Origin of the sequence: Cytobacillus sp. (assembly GCF_032154635.1) — a bacterium.
Classification (GTDB): Bacteria; Bacillota; Bacilli; order Bacillales; family Cytobacillaceae; genus Cytobacillus.
This window is the reverse complement of sequence record NZ_JALDXW010000006.1, coordinates 88,519-105,877: the sequence shown is the minus strand read 5'-3', so window position 1 is coordinate 105,877 and position 17,359 is coordinate 88,519. Positions and strand designations below refer to the sequence as shown.

General features: G+C 38.1%; 15 protein-coding genes and 1 pseudogene. 2 read left to right on the top strand and 14 right to left on the bottom strand.

Annotated elements, in window-relative coordinates; translation table 11 throughout:
- Positions 1 to 26: 26 nt before the first annotated feature.
- The 6 genes and pseudogenes from RUH74_RS06655 to RUH74_RS06630 all read right to left on the bottom strand — a co-directional run bounded on the left by RUH74_RS06655 (position 27) and on the right by RUH74_RS06630 (position 6,407).
- Positions 27 to 2,282, bottom strand: a complete 2,256-nt coding sequence (locus RUH74_RS06655; protein ID WP_483863901.1) for a DNA translocase FtsK — start codon at positions 2,280 to 2,282, stop codon at positions 27 to 29.
- A 377-nt stretch (positions 2,283 to 2,659) separates the two neighbouring features.
- Positions 2,660 to 3,460: a DUF1444 domain-containing protein gene (locus tag RUH74_RS06650; RefSeq protein WP_313799492.1), complete on the bottom strand. Its 801-nt coding sequence runs from the start codon at positions 3,458 to 3,460 to the stop codon at positions 2,660 to 2,662.
- A gap of 86 nt (positions 3,461 to 3,546) precedes the next feature.
- Entirely contained in the window at positions 3,547 to 3,864 is a 318-nt protein-coding gene (locus RUH74_RS06645; RefSeq protein WP_313799491.1) for a thioredoxin family protein, read from the bottom strand.
- 123 nt (positions 3,865 to 3,987) lie between these two features.
- The gene (locus RUH74_RS06640) at positions 3,988 to 4,494 is read right to left on the bottom strand and encodes a hypothetical protein (protein ID WP_313799490.1); all 507 of its coding nucleotides are present in this window, start codon (positions 4,492 to 4,494) and stop codon (positions 3,988 to 3,990) included.
- Between the two features lie 146 nt (positions 4,495 to 4,640).
- Positions 4,641 to 5,149 (bottom strand): annotated as a pseudogene (locus tag RUH74_RS06635) (DUF84 family protein).
- 184 nt (positions 5,150 to 5,333) lie between these two features.
- Positions 5,334 to 6,407 (bottom strand): M42 family metallopeptidase, encoded by a 1,074-nt coding sequence (locus RUH74_RS06630; RefSeq protein WP_313799489.1) that lies wholly within the window; start codon positions 6,405 to 6,407, stop codon positions 5,334 to 5,336.
- A 163-nt stretch (positions 6,408 to 6,570) separates the two neighbouring features.
- Here RUH74_RS06630 and RUH74_RS06625 point away from each other — a divergent pair, with 163 nt between their 5' ends.
- Positions 6,571 to 6,885: a PepSY domain-containing protein gene (locus RUH74_RS06625; RefSeq protein ID WP_313799488.1), complete on the top strand. Its 315-nt coding sequence runs from the start codon at positions 6,571 to 6,573 to the stop codon at positions 6,883 to 6,885.
- Positions 6,886 to 7,087: 202 nt separating this feature from the next.
- On the opposite strand, the gene RUH74_RS06620 is transcribed toward RUH74_RS06625, so the two are convergent.
- From RUH74_RS06620 to RUH74_RS06590, 7 genes are all read right to left on the bottom strand, one after another.
- Complete coding sequence (locus RUH74_RS06620; protein WP_313799487.1) at positions 7,088 to 8,518, bottom strand: NAD-dependent succinate-semialdehyde dehydrogenase; 1,431 nt, start codon at positions 8,516 to 8,518, stop codon at positions 7,088 to 7,090.
- 139 nt (positions 8,519 to 8,657) lie between these two features.
- Positions 8,658 to 10,031: a hypothetical protein gene (locus RUH74_RS06615; protein WP_313799486.1), complete on the bottom strand. Its 1,374-nt coding sequence runs from the start codon at positions 10,029 to 10,031 to the stop codon at positions 8,658 to 8,660.
- Positions 10,032 to 10,118: 87 nt separating this feature from the next.
- Positions 10,119 to 10,817 (bottom strand): alpha/beta fold hydrolase, encoded by a 699-nt coding sequence (locus RUH74_RS06610; RefSeq protein WP_313799485.1) that lies wholly within the window; start codon positions 10,815 to 10,817, stop codon positions 10,119 to 10,121.
- Positions 10,817 to 11,983 (bottom strand): acyl-CoA dehydrogenase family protein, encoded by a 1,167-nt coding sequence (locus RUH74_RS06605; RefSeq protein WP_313799484.1) that lies wholly within the window; start codon positions 11,981 to 11,983, stop codon positions 10,817 to 10,819. The genes RUH74_RS06610 and RUH74_RS06605 overlap by 1 nt, the downstream gene beginning before the upstream one ends.
- Entirely contained in the window at positions 11,980 to 13,560 is a 1,581-nt protein-coding gene (locus tag RUH74_RS06600) for a long-chain-fatty-acid--CoA ligase (protein WP_313799483.1), read from the bottom strand. The genes RUH74_RS06605 and RUH74_RS06600 overlap by 4 nt, the downstream gene beginning before the upstream one ends.
- Positions 13,561 to 13,618: 58 nt before the next feature.
- Positions 13,619 to 14,461 carry a 3-hydroxyacyl-CoA dehydrogenase NAD-binding domain-containing protein gene (locus RUH74_RS06595; RefSeq protein WP_313799482.1) on the bottom strand — a complete coding sequence of 281 codons (843 nt, stop codon included), beginning with the start codon at positions 14,459 to 14,461 and terminating at the stop codon, positions 13,619 to 13,621.
- 13 nt (positions 14,462 to 14,474) lie between these two features.
- Positions 14,475 to 15,239 carry an enoyl-CoA hydratase/isomerase family protein gene (locus RUH74_RS06590; protein WP_313799481.1) on the bottom strand — a complete coding sequence of 255 codons (765 nt, stop codon included), beginning with the start codon at positions 15,237 to 15,239 and terminating at the stop codon, positions 14,475 to 14,477.
- Positions 15,240 to 15,608: 369 nt separating this feature from the next.
- Between RUH74_RS06590 and RUH74_RS06585 the strand changes: the two genes are divergently transcribed.
- Positions 15,609 to 16,430 (top strand): hypothetical protein, encoded by an 822-nt coding sequence (locus RUH74_RS06585; RefSeq protein WP_313799480.1) that lies wholly within the window; start codon positions 15,609 to 15,611, stop codon positions 16,428 to 16,430.
- A 76-nt stretch (positions 16,431 to 16,506) separates the two neighbouring features.
- Here RUH74_RS06585 and RUH74_RS06580 read toward each other — a convergent pair whose 3' ends face one another.
- The gene (locus RUH74_RS06580; protein ID WP_313799479.1) at positions 16,507 to 17,310 is read right to left on the bottom strand and encodes an enoyl-CoA hydratase/isomerase family protein; all 804 of its coding nucleotides are present in this window, start codon (positions 17,308 to 17,310) and stop codon (positions 16,507 to 16,509) included.
- Between the last annotated feature and the right edge of the window lie 49 nt (positions 17,311 to 17,359).

Sequence of the window (17,359 nt, the reverse complement as noted above, 5' to 3'; positions counted from 1 at the left end):
TACATGCAAGTAAAGAATACCATGGATTAATTTATTGTACTAGTACCTTGGACGGATTCAAGATCCGCCTCGGTAATAAGAACATCACGCGGCTTGCTTCCTCGTGCCTCAGAGATCATTCCTTGTTTTTCCATCATATCGATTAACCGTGCAGCACGGTTATAGCCAATTTTAAATCTTCTTTGGAGACTAGAGGTTGAGGCTGTTCCTTGATCCACAACGAATTCACATGCCTCATAGAAAAGCTCATCCTCTTCCTCGAGCACTTGTGCCTTTTTCAATAACTCTTCCTGTTCAAATAAATACTCAGGCTCTCTTTCCTTTCTTACATGTGCCACGACATCATCGATTTCATTATCAGACACAAAAGTGCCTTGGAGGCGAACTGGTTTAGAGCTGCCATTTTCTAAGAATAACATATCTCCACGGCCAAGCAACTTTTCAGCTCCGCTTATATCAATGATCGTCCGTGAATCTATTTGCGATGAAACAGAAAAAGCAATTCTAGTTGGAACATTTGCTTTGATTAAGCCTGTAATGACGTCCACCGACGGTCTTTGTGTAGCAATGATCAAATGAATGCCACACGCCCTTGCTTTCTGAGCAATTCGACAGATGGCTTCCTCGACATCTGCAGGTGACATCATCATTAAATCAGCAAGCTCATCAATAATAATAACCATGAACGGAAGCTTATCGGCATAACGTTTATGCTCCATAGCCAGTTCATTAAAGCGATTAATATCTCTTACACCTGCATGGGCAAATAACTCATACCGACGTTCCATTTCTTCTACAGCCCATTTTAATGCAGCAGTTGCGGCTTTCACATCTGTTATAACCGGACTAACTAAGTGTGGAATGCGGTTATATGGTGCTAATTCAACCATTTTTGGATCAATTAGGATTAACTTTAATTCATCAGGCGTTGCCTTATATAATAAGCTGACTAATATTGAATTGATGCATACACTTTTTCCTGACCCTGTTGCTCCTGCAATTAATCCATGAGGCATCTTTCTTAAATCTGTTACTATCGGATTGCCAGCAATATCTAGCCCTAGGACTGCTGTTAATGGCGAGGTACTGTTACGAAATTCAGGACTATTGATAATTTCGCTTATATATACGGGTCTGCTCTTTTTATTTGGCACTTCTATTCCAATGGTATGCTTACCGGGAATTGGGGCTTCAATCCTAATGTCCCTTGCAGCAAGGCTTAATTTAATATCGTCAGAAAGATTTGTGATTTTATTTACCTTTACACCTGGCTCAGGCTGGACTTCATACCTCGTTACGGATGGGCCTTGCGTAATATTAACTACTTTCGCATGTACATTAAAGTTTGTTAAAGTAGAGTTCAATAAATGTTCCTGTTCCTGTATCCATTCAGATGATTCTTCCTGATCGATAGCAGGGGTCAGGAGTGCCTTTGATGGAAATTTATAATAGGAAATTCCCTCATCTTGCATTTGTTTATCGCTAGGAGGAACCGATTCAACTCTTGCAGCAGAAGGACGCGCCGCTTCTAATTCTGATTTGAAAGGGTTGATATTCTCAGCCAGAATTTTTTTATCTTGGTTAAGCATGATTACATTAAATGGAATATGCTTTCTTGCTGAAGAAACGGGTTTCACTTTCTCGGCAATCTCCTCTTGACTTTCTGAAGAATGATTTATTTCTTCTGTCACTGCCTCGGTTTCTTCTCTTTCTTCAACTTCTCTATAAATAGGATAGGGCTCTTCCATATTCTGTTCAGGCTCTTCTACTAACGCTTCCGGATGAATTCCCTCATGATTTGAAGGAAGATCTATTTCATTTTCAGCTACATCCTGCGGATGATTTGGTCCATAATTATTGTTTTCGTAAACCTCTATTTCTTCGACTGCAGATGTATCCCCCATTTTAAATGAATCGTTTAATTCGTATTCTATTGGTTCAACATCCTTATGTTGTTCTGTCATTCTCATTTTTGCTTTTGGACGATCAAAGCCGTATATCGGAGAAGGAATTTCCGTTGGTCTAAACGGTCCTCTCTTTTTTACTGGTTCGGACCTTTCTTTCGACTTTTTAGACGGTTGAGAAGGAGTTGAAATGGACTCAGCTGCTTCTCGTTTTTCCACTGGCTCTCTTTTATTTGCCTGCCTCACTCTTGGCTCTCTATTCTTTGGCTCATCAGGAATTAACGGGAAACGAAATTGGCCCTTTGGGTATTGATACACGATTTTTGCATCAATCTCTTTTGGCATTTCATGTTGTCTTTTCATCCGCTGATGATCCATGTATTCTTGACTTACCTCATCTTTATAATCTTCTTCATCATTCCTAAATAATTGAAAAAACTTTTTAAACAAACTCAATGTATACCAACTCTTTCTTTCATTCTATCTTTCTTATTTTAGCAGTATTTCGCAAAGTTTGGAGAAAAAAATACGAAAAGCGATAGCACCATAATCAACACCGTACAAACGCTGAAGGGCTTCAACTGAGATCAAGGAACCATGATGAGCGTGAGCGAATCGAAGCTGACTAATCTCAGGGAGACGATCTGAAGTTTAATAGGCGCTAGAGCATGACAATCTCTGATTCGAAGTTTATAACTCCTTAACTTTTAGACAAAAAGGACCACTAGAAGTGATCCTCATATAAGTAATTATATTTATTGTTTTCGATTTTTCCCAAGGATGAAAATTGGTTCAAATTCTCCATTTTCATAAAGAAAGGATAACGCAGTTATTGGTACACGACCGCTGGCGAAAAAGCTCATTGTTAGCTCGGCAAGTATATCATATCCTGTCTCATTCTTAATGTCTGCTATGATTAATACATCTTGATGGGGAACAGCCACCGCCATAGAGCCTTCTATTCTCTGCTCCATCTTCTTAATAAATGGTTCATTTAATATTCTGCTCGCATCATACCCATCATTTTTATTCAGAAAGTAGTACGTATTTCCAGCAACCTCATCACTTTTCATATCTGTAGAAAGAGAGCGTACATTAAATAGAGCTGTTTCCTTGATTCTATCGTGAACCCACCCTTCTTTCTCCATGAGTTTTTTATCGATTAGCCTATAGGTTGTGCCTAAGTCAAGTGCATAATAAATTCTAGTTTCTGCTGTATGCTCATCAAATAAGAAGGAGTTCCCTTCTTCAGATTCAGAAGGAAAAGAGGTGGAACGAATAACCGGAAAGATGTTTTTCTCCTGCCCCGAAAGCTGAATATCTCCTTCCATCGCTTGAAGTCCTTCTTCTACATAGTAAACCACTTCATCAATCGCCTTTTCCTTTTGTACTTCCCACTTGGCGATAATACCCGGTAAGGAAATTGTGATCCCTTTACCTGTCTGTTTATTTTCAATTCTCAGTTCATCTTTCTTCTTATCGAAAGATAAAGAACGATTCGAATGAAGTAATCGTTTTTCTAATTCGTTCTTCATTTTTATACTATCCATTTTCATATAAGTCCCTCCTTAAAGGAGCTATTCCAACTAATATTGTACATGAAAAACCCCCATCGATAAAGGATGGGGAGATTTACTGCTTTCTATTCACTTAGGCCATCTATAAAATTTTCAATTTCTTCTTGGGTTTTACGATCTTTGCTGACAAAACGGCCTGTTTCCTGCCCATTATTAAAGCCAATAAAGCTTGGAATACCAAACACCTCAAGCTGAACACACAGATCGATAAACTGATCACGGTCAACATAAACAAACGTGTATTCTTGATACTTTGCTTCAATTTCAGGCATGATAGGTTCGATTATGCGGCAATCCGGACACCAGTCTGCTGAAAACATAAAGATATATTTTCCATTTTCCTTAAATTGTTCAAATTGTTCCATTGATTCAAGCTTTTTCATATTTATTTCCTCCTATGCGGACAGTTCTATCGTCAAAATTCTCCTCATATATTCTGATCATAACAAAATTCTAAACCAATGAAAATAAATAAAGCGTAAGGGGATGCCCCTCTTCGCTTTATTTTATTTCATCGTAACTGAATTAACAATCTCACTCATAATTGCCGCATCAGATGACAATTGTTTTGTTTTCGACTGCGAAGTTATTTTTACACCGCCAACACCAATCGTCATTTCATTCATTTTTTTATCTGTATTCTTAATTAATAAAAACCCAAAATGCTGATCTTTTTCAAATGTTTCGTTTAAATCATAGTCCTTTTGCTTCATTGTCGCTTCATATACCACTTTACTTTCTGGACCCTCATGCTGATTATAAAAAAGAATATATGTTTTTGAGCCATTTTTCAAAATGATATTATTAGGCGATTTTTCTTTCACTTCCACACCAAAAGGCAGATAAAACGATATATCTTCATTTTTGTTGTTAACTTCTTTTGGTGTGTCCTTGAATGCCTCATTTACAGCATCCTTAGCAGCTTTTTGCTCTTCTTTTAAAGAAGCAGAACAAGCACTTAGCAGTAAAACAACAGTAAATAAGAGCAAGGCAGCTTTCGATATGTTTCTCATACTTTTTTCCTCCTTGCTGGGAACTCCATCATACTTTTCTATCATACATTTCTTCCTAATAATCTGACAACCCTTCTTTTGGAATTGTCAGGCTTATCTTAAATAACGTCCTATAAAAGGGAGAAAAATAAAGAGCTTATGACCTACTATTTTTTCCGATATTCAAACTGCCCGACCAAAAGCTTCATAACATGTGAGAACATGTCAGAACGGCTAATCTCTCCATTTGTAAAAACACCAATTGCTCCTTCTTTTTTCCTAATGTCATTCTTATTTGTAAAATCATCCATCACAGGGCCAAGTTCTTCACCAGCTGCTAATTTTGCAGCAATAGCATCAGGCAGCGGAATCCGCGCTCCTCCAGCAATAATCGGCGGCTTTCCTTTCTCTGCAAGTGCACCCCAGTTACATAAAAAAAGGCCGAATTCAGTGTCTTGAACGCCACCTTCGAGGCCAATACCGATATCTCCATTTCCTGCCTCTAGCGCTCCATAGGCTCTGTTTATTGCACTTTAATTGTTTCTTCATCTGAAAATGGCTGATTATTCACCCCAGATGGTATGTCTAAGGTCATATATTCTGCTCCATACTTTTGAAATACATCCTGAACCGCTTTTACCTTCGCAGGATTTTTGGATCCAATAATGATTTTCATGATAGCAGCTCCTTTTTACTAAAATATAAAACTTTTATGGGTCTCTCCTAACCAAACATGTAAATGTCGGTTGGCATACTTCTCTGTGCTGGTTATTCCTTTCGTCATAAAGGCTTGTTCAGTACGCCAACCGACAATTTATTTAATACAAAAAAGAGGCAACATATGGTTGCCTCCCCACAGCCTAACTGTTTTGTCGAATGGTTTCAACTGTTGTACGATCACATGCTTTCACTAGCTTGACAATTAATTCCTTTGCAGCTGCATAATCATCAATATGAATGATTGAAGCATGTGTATGAATATAGCGGGAGCAAATCCCAATTACTGCACTTGGGACACCTTCATTCGAGACATGGACACGGCCCGCATCTGTACCGCCTTGGGAAACGAAGTATTGGTAAGGAATCTTATTTGATTCAGCTGTATCTAAGACAAATTCTCTCATGCCGCGATGGGTCACCATTGAACGGTCAAGAATTCTTAAAAGCGTTCCTTTTCCTAATTGGCCAAACTCATTTTTATCACCTGACATATCATTCGCAGGACTTGCATCCATTGCAAAAAATAGATCAGGGTTGATCATGTTAGCTGCTGTTTGTGCACCTCTTAATCCAACCTCTTCTTGAACCGTTGCTCCAGAATAAAGAATGTTCGGAATTTTTACATCCTTTACTTCTTCAAGCAATTCGATTGCTAATCCACAGCCATAACGATTATCCCAGGCTTTTGCTAGGATTTTCTTTTCATTTGCCATCGGTGTAAATGGGCATATAGGGACAATTTGCTGTCCTGGCTTAATACCAATCTTCTTCGCATCCTCCCGATCGTCGGCACCAATATCAATCAGCATATTACTAATTTCCATCGGCTTGCTGCGCTTTGTTTCGTCTAAAAGATGCGGGGGAATCGAGCCAATGACACCGATCACAGGTCCATTATCTGTCATAATTTGCACCCTTTGTGCAAGTAGCACTTGGCTCCACCATCCACCAAGTGTTTGAAAACGAATCATCCCATTCTCTGTTATGGAGGTGACCATAAAACCAACTTCATCCATATGGCCCGCCACCATAATTGTCGGTCCATTTTCGTCGCCTTTTTTCACCCCGAAAATACCGCCCAGCTTATCCTGAACTACTTCATCCGCATACTGGCTAAGCTGCTCACGCATAAAATTTCTGACAAGATGTTCATTTCCCGGCACGCCAGGCAGTTCCGTTAATGTTTTGAAGAGCTCCAATGTTTTATCGTTCATCGTTTATCTCCTTGAATTAGAATAATAGTATGTATTCTTTTATTTTACAGAACTTTCACAGCACTTGCCACTAATAGAATTTTTAACATCTCGTAATTTTTGGTAAGATGGATACGGAGCCTAGAAAAATTAATCTAAATATTTCTTTATGGGGGTGAATCATATGAACTGGAAATCATTTTTATTAGGTGTTGGAGTCGGATTAGCAGGTGGATATGCAGCAAGGGAGCTATTGGCACAGAAAACGTCTATTTCTCCTGAACGAGCATTAGCTAATGCAAAGGAAGCATTCAAGAAAGATGGGCCGATTAGCGGCTCATGGATCCAAATGACGAAGGAACCCTATAAAAAGGGACATTTAGCATATGAAGTATATCGGGGAGGCATTTCAAGAAAAGACGGTGAAGCGCACGAACAATATGAGTTTATTGCGGATGCAGGAACTGGCATCATCTTGGATGCATATAAACTAAGCTAGCAGAAGAGTACCCAAAATTAGCACATTGCTATACATGTTGGACAACTTAGCTATGTTCTTCCTAATTACTTTCTAAAAACACATCTCGCAGAAAATTTGCTTGGCTCTACGGGATGTGTTTTCCTGATATTTCCAATTTAAATATTAATGATTCAGTCTACATTTTCTTAAATAATCTATGCAAGATAATTAACATATAAATCTAGATTGAAAATCCACCCAGTTTTGTTTCAAGATACTCTGCGATCCCTTCCTTCCCTCCTTCCCTCCCCAATCCACTTTCATTCATCCCCCCAAAAGGTGCTGAAGCAGCTGTTGGGTTAATATCATTGATGCCAATTATGCCAAAGTTCAGTTCCTCAAAAGCTTTCATCGCTTGCGAAATATCTTTCGTGTAAACATATGCAGCCAGACCGTAATTCGTTTCATTGGCCATCTCTATTACTTCCTCATTATTGTCAAATATAACTATCGGAGCAATCGGACCAAATGTTTCTTCCCGGAAGATCCTCATATCTTTATGAACCCCCGATAGAATTGTTGGTGCATAAAAAACGCCTTTATCTAGCCCCTTATCCAACAGTCTATATCCACCTAATTCAATGGTTGCTCCCATTTCAACCGCATTCTTTACTTGTCCATCAACCTTCTCAATCGCAGCTTCATTCACAAGTGGACCAATACTAATACCTTCCTCCAACCCATTCCCAGCCCTTAAGTTTCTAACTCTATTAATAAGTGTATTTGTAAATTCCTCCGCAATTGAACGATGTACAAATATCCTATTTGGGCTAATGCATGCTTGCCCTGTATTTAGAAATTTCACAAGTGCTGCTCCCTTTGCTGCACGGATAGGGTCGGCATCCTCATAAACGATAAAGGGCGCATGCCCCCCTAGTTCCATAGAAACTCTTTTTACATTCCTTGCTGCCTTTTCAGCAATAAGCTTTCCTACCTCAGTTGATCCAGTAAATGTTATCTTTTTAACAGCAGGATTAGTTAATAACTCATCACCAACCAGTTCAGCATTTGTTGAGGAAATTAAATTTACTACCCCATTAGGAATCCCAGCATCATCAAAAACTTTAAATACTTCCATTGCGCACAATGGTGTTTCTTCTGCAGGTTTTAAGACAATTGTACAGCCCGCTGCAAGAGCTGGAGCAATTTTCCGGGTAATCATAGAGACCGGATAATTCCATGGGGTAATTGCACCTACTACTCCTATTGGCTTTCGAATTGAGATAAACCTCTGGTCTCGTCTTGACGAAGGAATCACTTCGCCATAAACGCGCTTTGCCTCTTCTGCATACCATAAAAGAAAATCAGCAGCATATTGAACCTCATTACGTGAAGATTTCAATGGCTTTCCTTGCTCAATGGTCATTAATTGCGAAAGTTCTTCTTTACGCTGCATCATGATTTCATATGCATTGTATAAATAATTAGAACGTTCATATGCAGTTAGTCGCGACCATTTATGAAAACTCGACGAAGCAGCTTTAATCGCTTGTTTTGTATCATTTCTATTTCCGTCTGCCACTTTATTAATTTCCTTCCCATCTGCTGGATTAAAAACTGGAAATCTTTTTTGTGATTCTGATTCAGTCCATTTGCCATCAATATAAAGCAAGTTAATAACCTCCTATTATGAGAACACACAAAAACAAGACCATTTTCTAACTTCAAAGCTATCGCTTTAAAATTATAGTAATAAGGACAGGGTAATTCGCTTTTTGTCTGAATATTCAAAACCTTCTATCGGCAAATATCTATGCTGACTTTGTTTCAGGTACCTCCCTGTCTCCATTCTTAAACCAATTTCTTTCTAGAAGAAGCCATAGTACAATTCCGACACCAAGTCCCCAAGCTGCACCTTGTGTTGCTAGAACCGCACCTATAATTACTGCAATTCCTTTTTCTAGAGTGCCCTTCTCTTTTAATACGTCCATTGCCAGATAGCCGCATAGATACCCTTGAATGAGCATGGTCAGTGCCATTCCAATATTTATTCCAGGCTGAAAAATTGAAACAATAGGTCCAAGCATTAGTGCAATACTCATTCCCCAAAATATCCCTGTTGCTCCTCCCCAATAGCTATCCACTTGACTACGGCCATTACTCATAAACCTATTTACAACAAGCACCTGTCCAGCAGTCCATTGCGGACCTGATAAAGGCAGATAAGGCATAAATATCCCTTCAATAAAATTACGAATTGAAACAATTATACTGTTTCTGCTAGCATTAAAAACAATCTTTTCGTCCTTCCGTATTTCGTTCGTACTATTTAGAAGGGAACTGACTACTAATATATCACCAAATGCAATAATATAAGCTGCAATCGCCATTGGTAGCGCTTTCAGGAAATATTCAACTGGTGGAAATCCTACTCCGAAGATACTATAATTAGCAATGATTTCACCTATTGGGAGTGGTACTAAGTCCCATGAAATATTTGGGGCAGCTACTTCGCCGATGACCAAACCAATAATATAAGATACTGCAAATGGGATAGCTATACCAAATTGAGCGATATACCGAAAAAATGAATATTTTTCCCTAAGAGGTGCGGCTGTTTTAGAAAACATCATAAAAAAGCCAAAAGCTGCTCCTACCAGGATGGTAACTGGCATTGTCCAAACACGACCATTAGCTGAAAACTCCCCATAAACGGCAGCAAACCCAGCCCCTAACAAAATACCCGCTTTCAATGAGGTCGGCAGTCGTTTAACTAAAATGTCCGCCCCTTTAAATAGTCCCATTAATAAAAAAATGAGGGCCACTGTTAATTGTAGTGCTATTAATGCAAGAATTCTTGCTTCTCCTTCTGGAAAACCAACCAAAAACCCAACATACAACGGAATCCCCGCTGTGATCCACCCAGCAATTGAGGGATCACCAAAATGGGTATGGAGCAGATAAAGAAAGTTATTAATAATGACGAAAGCAATCGCCAATTCAAATGGAATACCTAGCACATCCATCATTACAGCTGTTATCCCCATTGGAACTACACATAATATTGCACCTTGAATCCAATCAGGATATTCTATTTTATAATGAATAAATGGCAACCTTAACTTTAAAGGTCCTAGCATTGAAGGTTGTTCACTGCCATCTTTCCTCTTTTTATACAGGCCCATCTTCCCACCCCTTCATATTGCAATTCGTTTTATTACTTATAACGACACTTTTTTCATAGTGATTCCTATGTTTAAAACCACTAGCATTTATACTGTTTGTTTCTCAACTATTTCCACAAACTTATTTAATGCTATCTGAAATGCCTCTTTCTTTTCCAACATTACATAATGACCTGAACCCTCAATTTCTGAAACATGGATAGTAGGTTTTATTTTTCTTAGTAAATCCCCTGCTCCCCTAGGCAAAAGCTTATCTTGACTACCTAAAATAGCACATACTGGAATTTGTAGTGATAATAATACCTCCCTGCCCTCTGAATACTCATTACATGCTTGGAAATCTGCATGAGTGATTTCTATTGGCACTAAGCTCAACTCTTTTCTTTCCTCTTCTAATAAAGATGCACACACCTCATTACTATACGATGCATAAAAAAGAGAATCCGGAAATTCACCATCTGCTAACTTATCAAGTATTTTCGGATGTACTGGTAGTTCATAAAAGCTTGCAGCAAGGACTAATCCTTTCACTTTTTTGTTTCGAGCAGCTAATTCAATGGCTATTAGCCCCCCCATTGAGTGTCCTACAACAATCGTATCTTCTTGAATAGATTGATCAATATATGCCGCATAATCTTGAATAGAAGAAATAATATTATACTCGTTCTCTCCATGCGCAGGCAGATCTATTACTTCATATAGTAATGATGAGGGAATTCTAAGTGATCTCCATTTGCTCCTTGTTCCCCCTGCACCATGAATAAATAATAGTTTTACATTCCCCATCATTTCCCTCCTAAGATTGTTCTAGCGATAATAACTCGCTGAATTTGATTTGTCCCCTCATAAATCTGTGTTATTTTCGCATCTCTCATCATTCTTTCAACATGGTACTCCTGAATGAATCCATATCCTCCTAGAAGTTGTACAGCATCTGTCGTCACCTTCATTGCAACATCTGCAGCAAACATTTTTGCCATTGAGGATGATTGTGTCAATTCTGGGTTTTTCCCTGTAGCTGAAAGTTCATTCACCTTTGAAGCAGCTTTATACACAAGACCACGTGCAGCTTCTATCTGTGTTGCCATATCTGCAAGCATGAATTGAATAGCTTGAAAGGAAGAAATGTTTTTCCCAAATTGTTGTCTTTCTTGTACATATTGTAATGCAGCATCGTATGCCCCTTGAGCAATTCCTAGAGCTTGTGCAGCAACTGTTGGCCTGGACTTATCAAAGGTTTTCATAGCGATTATCCATCCATCCCCCTCTTCACCAATCCTATTTTCTATAGGAATTCTGCAATGATCAAAATATAGTTGAGCAGTTGGTGACCCTTTGATTCCCATCTTTTTTTCCAGCTTTCCTACAACAAAGCCAGGGGTATCCTTCTCTACTGCAAAAGCCGTAATTCCTTTATCCGTCTGCGCAAAAACTGAATATACATCTGCTACACCGCCATTGCTAATAAACATCTTTTGCCCATTTAGAATATATGAATCTCCATCTCGCTCAGCGCGAGTTTTTAAGCTCTTTACATCGGACCCTGCATCAGGTTCTGTCAAAGCGTAAGCCGCAATTTTTTGTCCATTCGCTAAATCCGGAAGAAATCTTTTTTTCAAAGCATCATTTCCACCGATAATAATTGGCAATGAGCCTAATTCCTGTACAACGGCTACCTGTGAAGAAGAGGCACAAACGCGGGAAATCTCCTCGACAATCAAGCAAAAGCTAAGTAAATCAAGCCCCAGTCCACCATATTCTTCTGGCATATTTGCGCCAATATATCCATATTCCGAAAGGAGATGTAAAATATCCATTGGATATTCCGCTTGTTCATCAATTTCAATTGCTCTTGGTTTTATCCGTTCCTGTGCTAGACGGTAAATCTCCTGTTTAATTTGAAGATGATCTTCTGATAAGTCAAAATTATTTAAAAGCTTTTCCGCGTTCATTGTACTCCCTCCCCGCTATATTCCGAAAGCTGTTTTGTAAGGACAAACTTTTGCATTTTTCCACTAGTAGTTTTCGGAAGACTTTCCACAAAGTAATACTCTCTCGGTCTCTTATATTTTGCTAGTTTTTTTCCCTCGACTAGAAACCTATCAATCGTTTCTTTCGTAATATGACTACCTGCTTTTTTGACTACGAACGCAACAACCGTTTCTCCCCAGATTGGATCGCTTTTGCCGATTACCGCTACTTCTAATACCTCTGGATGTTCAAGAATTTGGTCCTCTACTTCTCTTGGGTATACATTCTCAGCTCCCGTGTTGATCATGTAATCCATACGGTCTTTAATCCAAATATAGCCTTCTGCATCTACATACCCCATATCCCCTGTATGATACCAGCCGTAAGCAAGCGCCTTTTCGGTTGCTTCTGGACGGCAATAATATTCTTTCATCATGCAAGGACCTTTGACTAAAATTTCACCAATTTCACCAACTAAACATTCATTTTCGGGATTTGTAGGTCTATCATTCTCCTCAATACGGCTAATCTTTATTTGATGGGTAAGTATGGCTTTTCCAGCAGAGCCTGCCTTGGTCAGCTGTTCATCTGGATATAAAACGCTCATTACAGGTCCCATTTCTGTTGTACCAAACATCTGCACCAGATCTGCATTTGTTTTCTCTTGAAATCTCCTGATTAATACTGGAGCCATTGACGCTCCCCCGTATCCTAATAATCTCAGAGAGGATAAATCAAATGAGTCAAAACTCTTTACATTTAGTAGCATATTCACCATTGTTGGTGCAGCAAAGATATGAGTTACTTTTTCTTTTTCAATTGTTCTTAGCACCTTTTCTGCTTCAAAATGATGCATGATAATAGTAGTTGCCCCTACCATCACTCTCGGAAGAAATGAAGTATGAAGCTCCGCTGTATGATTTAAGGGTGCAACCGAGCATCCGATATCATTTTTATTTAATTTCATACATTCAATCATTAAAAAATTATGATGAATCATGTCACGATGTTTATGGATTACACCTTTTGGTCGTCCAGTTGTTCCGCTTGTGTACATCATGATATACGTATCATTTTCAGTTACTTGAACATCTGGTGCTGCCCCATTACTTTTTTCTAACATTTTATAAAAATCAAGTGAACCATTTGGAGCATTTTCATCTGTGTATACAAACTGTTCAACATTTATTCCTAATTGGATGGTCTCTTTTACAACTTCTGCCACTTCCCTTTCAAACAAAAGCACCTTCGAACGAGCATTGTTTAAAATAAACTGAAGTTCATTTGCTGTTAATCGATAGTTAATAGGATTAAAGACCGCTCCAAGTTTTGCCGAAGCAAATAATGCAATGACAAATTCACTATTGTTATAGAGAAAGGTAGAAACCACATCTCCTTTCTGTACCCCTAATTCTGCTAATGCGTTGGCAAATTGATTTATTTTTATATTTAATTCATAAAATGTAAATTGCTGCTTTTTCTCTTTATAAATGAGTGCTGTTTTATCAGGGTAATTATGTGCCGTCCATTCTATTATCTCTCCAATCGTGGTTGTCATCTCTTTTCCTCCTCTGTTCAATAGGCATCTTTAATCTGTCTCTACTATTATCAAACACTTAGTATTCATAAAAACCTTTTCCTGTTTTTCTTCCTAAATGTCCGGCTCGAACTAATTTTCTAAGCAGCGGTGCTGCTCGATATTTTGAATCCTGTGTTTCTTCATATAATGAATCCTGAACAAATAATAGCGTGTCTAATCCGATTAAATCGGCTAGAGCAAGCGGTCCGATTGGATGGTTTGCTCCTAGCCTCATCCCTTTATCTATATCATCAGCACTTGCGACACCTTCTTGTAACACAAATATTGCTTCATTAATCATAGGAACCAAAATGCGATTTACTGCGAACAATGGTGATTCCTTTACTGCAACAGCTTCTTTCCCAAGAGATTCAACCAGCTCTTTTGACCTTTGATAAGTTTCTTCAGTAGTATCATATCCTTTTATAAGTTCTACCAACTTCATTACTGGCACTGGATTAAAAAAATGGAACCCCATTACTCTACCCGGATCTTTCATTACACTTGCAATTTCTGTAATACTTAATCCAGATGTATTACTTACAATAATTGCTTTCTCATTAACCATTTGATCAATCCTCTTAAAAACTTCCTTTTTCAACCCCATATCTTCGCTTACTGCTTCAATGATAAAATCAGCATCTGCAATACTTTCCCATTCAGTAGAAGTACTTAATAATTGTTCGTACCCCTCTATTGTTTCTTTGTTAGCTTTTCCTTTTTCAATAGCCCTTGCCCAATTTTTACTTATTTGTTTTAAGCCCCGATCAAAATATGCCTTTTCCTGTTCGATTGCAATTACTTGGTACCCTGCCTCCACACAAACTTGTGAAATGCCTGACCCCATTGTTCCAAAACCAATTACACCTATTGTTTTCATAAGATTTTCCTCCTTAATTTCCTTTAAATAATGGCTCTCTTTTTTTCAAGAATGCAGATACGCCTTCTTCTTTATCATCTGTTAAACAGATTTCTCCAAATAATTTCGCTTCAATTTGTTGGGCTTCATTTAAAGTCATTTCCGCTCCCACATTGATTGCTTCCTTCGCTTTCTGTACAGCAATCGGTCCTCTTGAAGCGATAATATTGGCTAGCTCAATTGCTTTAGATAGTACATCGTCCTCTATTACCTCCTCAATGAGGCCATATTTATATGCTGTATCAGCCGAAATAAACTCACCTGAAAAAATTAGCCTCTTCGCCATTCCTTGTCCGATCAGTCGAGGCAGTCTTTGTGTACCGCCATAACCAGGGATAATTCCAAGCTTTACTTCTGGGAGACCAAATTGTGAACGATTAGAAGCCATTCGAATATCACAAGCAAGTGCAAGCTCTAGACCCCCACCTAATGTGAATCCATCAATAGCAGCAATCACTGGCTGTGAAAGAGCAGCTATTCGATTAAATACTGCCTGCCCTCTTAAACAAAGCGCTTCCCCTTCTTCAGATGTTAATCCTGGGAATTCTTTAATATCTGCGCCTGCTACGAACGCCTTTGTACCAGCACCTTCGATAATAACGACTCTTACACAATCTTCTAGTTGCAGAACAACTTCCTCTAACTTATTAAAAACATCGCGGTCTAAGGAATTCACAGGGGGGGAATCAATAGTGATAATCCCAATGTTATTTTTCCTCTCATACCTGACCTTTCCCATAATTATCACTCCTATTTTTTCTTGACCTTCAAATTTACACTTGCAATTTTCGTGCCAAAAAACAAATATCTATTTTTTCCTAAATAGAGTTCCATTGGATCATCTAGTTTCATCTACAACCTTTAAACCCTCGAAATAACTGTTTCCAGATGATACAACTTTGTTTCTTCTTGATACAGTTGTTATCAAATAGAAACAAAAAAATCCAATGCAATTAGGACTCCTTCTGCCTCTTCTAAAATAACAAAATTAAAAATATTCCATATATTAAACAGACTCTTTACTTTATAATGAGTAGTGAGCTTATCAACTACTTTCAATTTGGTTCTATCAATCACTGGAAAAAATAGACATAAAGGAGTGGAAACAGTGGAAATTTATACGTTAAGTGGAGCAAGTGGGACAGGGAAAAGTACTAGTGCGCTATCTTTCGCGTATAAAAAAAGGATTCCAGCTATCATAGATGATGGCCTCTTAGTTTTGAACGGGCAAAAAATTGCTGGTTCATCTGCTAAGTTTGAAAAGAATTATATTTCAGCAGTCAAAAGAGCTACTTTTTTTGACGTGCAGCATAAGAAAGAAGTTCAACAAGCCATTCGCAATCATTTTATTGGCAAGATCCTAATCATTGGAACTTCAGATAAAATGGTCAACTTAATAGCCAAGCGTCTTGAATTAGGTAAAATCAAACATTATTACTATGTTGAAAACATTCGATCATCCAGTGAAATCAAAATAGCACAATATGTAAGAAATACAGAGGGAAAGCATGTGATCCCCATACCGTATAAGCAAGTTGATCAAAATTTCTTTAAAAAATTAATCTATAAGGGGGTGGAGGTCTTTTCAACAAAGAAGGAAAGAATTGGAGAAACAACAATCGTTTATCCTGATTTCCATCATGGAACGATTAATATCCATAAAAAAGTTTTTAAACAACTTGTTGAATATATCTGTGTGAAATTTAAAGAATTTGTAAATTACGAATCCGTTTCGATCCAGCTACAAGGACTCCCCAAGCTAAATTTAAACGTATCCATAAGACTTCCCATTCATAATAATATTTTTGAGAAATTAACAGCATTGCAAATGGAAATTTATCAACATTTTCTTGATTATCTAAATATTGAACTATCCTCTATCAATATTTCAGTAAACAAAATAGAGAAAGGAAGCCCTAGAAGAAGATGAGCTTCCTTTAAAAATCAGGTTAACATTCTGAGGTGAATTGACATATAACCAAGTAGGCGACAACAGTAATATACCTTTAATTTGAAATTGAGCGTCGAGAAAAACGAGGGATTCGTTTTTCAACAAATGCAGCTACTCCTTCCGGAAAATCATATTTATCTACAAAAGGAGTCGATCCCTCCCATAATACTGGTACACTATTCACGCATTGATTGACAGATTGCTTAACAGCTAGTAATGAAGATGGTGCCTGAGAAGCTACCAGCTTACCCATCCTTATGGAATAACGATCTAATACATCATCTTGTACCAAGTAATTGATCATTCCTAAACGGTAAGCTTCTTCCGCTTTTAGCACTCGGCCTGTATAAACTAAATCCTTCGTTAGACTAGGGCCTATTAGATTAACAAGACGTTGTGCAAATTTATTGTTTAATGTTATTCCCAATTTCCCTACAGGAATACCTAATCGGGACTTACTGGAACCAATCCGCAAATCACAGGCTAAGGCCAACTCAAGACCCGCTCCCATTGCAGGACCATTAATAACTCCTATTGTTGGAATTGGTAAATTTTCAAAAGTCGAAATAGCCTTTTCCATTAAGCTAAAGGAGTTTTCAGCCTCTTCCAGTGACATTTGATGAAACTCACTGATATCAGAACCGGCTGTAAATTGTTCCCCTGCCCCCCTTAAAATCACAACCTTATTTTTGGGATTTTCTAATATCTTTTGTCCAATTCCAGATAAATATTTCCACATATTTGCAGTTAATGCATTTCTTTTTTGTGGTCTGTGTATAGTGATAATAGCCAATCCAGCTGTTTCCTGATAGATAATTTTTGCCTGCTCATCTTTCATTCTCTGTATATCAACCTTCATTTGTTTTTTCCTCCTTGTCAAAGTTATTATAAAATTCAATGCAATTTTC

What these genes read in the sequence shown, in the direction of transcription:
- RUH74_RS06600 (WP_313799483.1), bottom strand. Translation starts at nt 13,560, where the DNA reads ATGACAACCACGATTGGAGAGATAATAGAATGGACGGCACATAATTAC.
- RUH74_RS06595 (WP_313799482.1), bottom strand. Translation starts at nt 14,461, where the DNA reads ATGAAAACAATAGGTGTAATTGGTTTTGGAACAATGGGGTCAGGCATT.
- RUH74_RS06625 (WP_313799488.1), top strand. Translation starts at nt 6,571, where the DNA reads ATGAACTGGAAATCATTTTTATTAGGTGTTGGAGTCGGATTAGCAGGT.
- RUH74_RS06645 (WP_313799491.1), bottom strand. Translation starts at nt 3,864, where the DNA reads ATGAAAAAGCTTGAATCAATGGAACAATTTGAACAATTTAAGGAAAAT.
- RUH74_RS06615 (WP_313799486.1), bottom strand. Translation starts at nt 10,031, where the DNA reads ATGGGCCTGTATAAAAAGAGGAAAGATGGCAGTGAACAACCTTCAATG.
- RUH74_RS06650 (WP_313799492.1), bottom strand. Translation starts at nt 3,460, where the DNA reads ATGAAAATGGATAGTATAAAAATGAAGAACGAATTAGAAAAACGATTA.
- RUH74_RS06580 (WP_313799479.1), bottom strand. Translation starts at nt 17,310, where the DNA reads ATGAAGGTTGATATACAGAGAATGAAAGATGAGCAGGCAAAAATTATC.
- RUH74_RS06605 (WP_313799484.1), bottom strand. Translation starts at nt 11,983, where the DNA reads ATGAACGCGGAAAAGCTTTTAAATAATTTTGACTTATCAGAAGATCAT.
- RUH74_RS06640 (WP_313799490.1), bottom strand. Translation starts at nt 4,494, where the DNA reads ATGAGAAACATATCGAAAGCTGCCTTGCTCTTATTTACTGTTGTTTTA.
- RUH74_RS06655 (WP_483863901.1), bottom strand. Translation starts at nt 2,282, where the DNA reads ATGGATCATCAGCGGATGAAAAGACAACATGAAATGCCAAAAGAGATT.
- RUH74_RS06610 (WP_313799485.1), bottom strand. Translation starts at nt 10,817, where the DNA reads ATGGGGAATGTAAAACTATTATTTATTCATGGTGCAGGGGGAACAAGG.
- RUH74_RS06590 (WP_313799481.1), bottom strand. Translation starts at nt 15,239, where the DNA reads ATGGGAAAGGTCAGGTATGAGAGGAAAAATAACATTGGGATTATCACT.
- RUH74_RS06630 (WP_313799489.1), bottom strand. Translation starts at nt 6,407, where the DNA reads ATGAACGATAAAACATTGGAGCTCTTCAAAACATTAACGGAACTGCCT.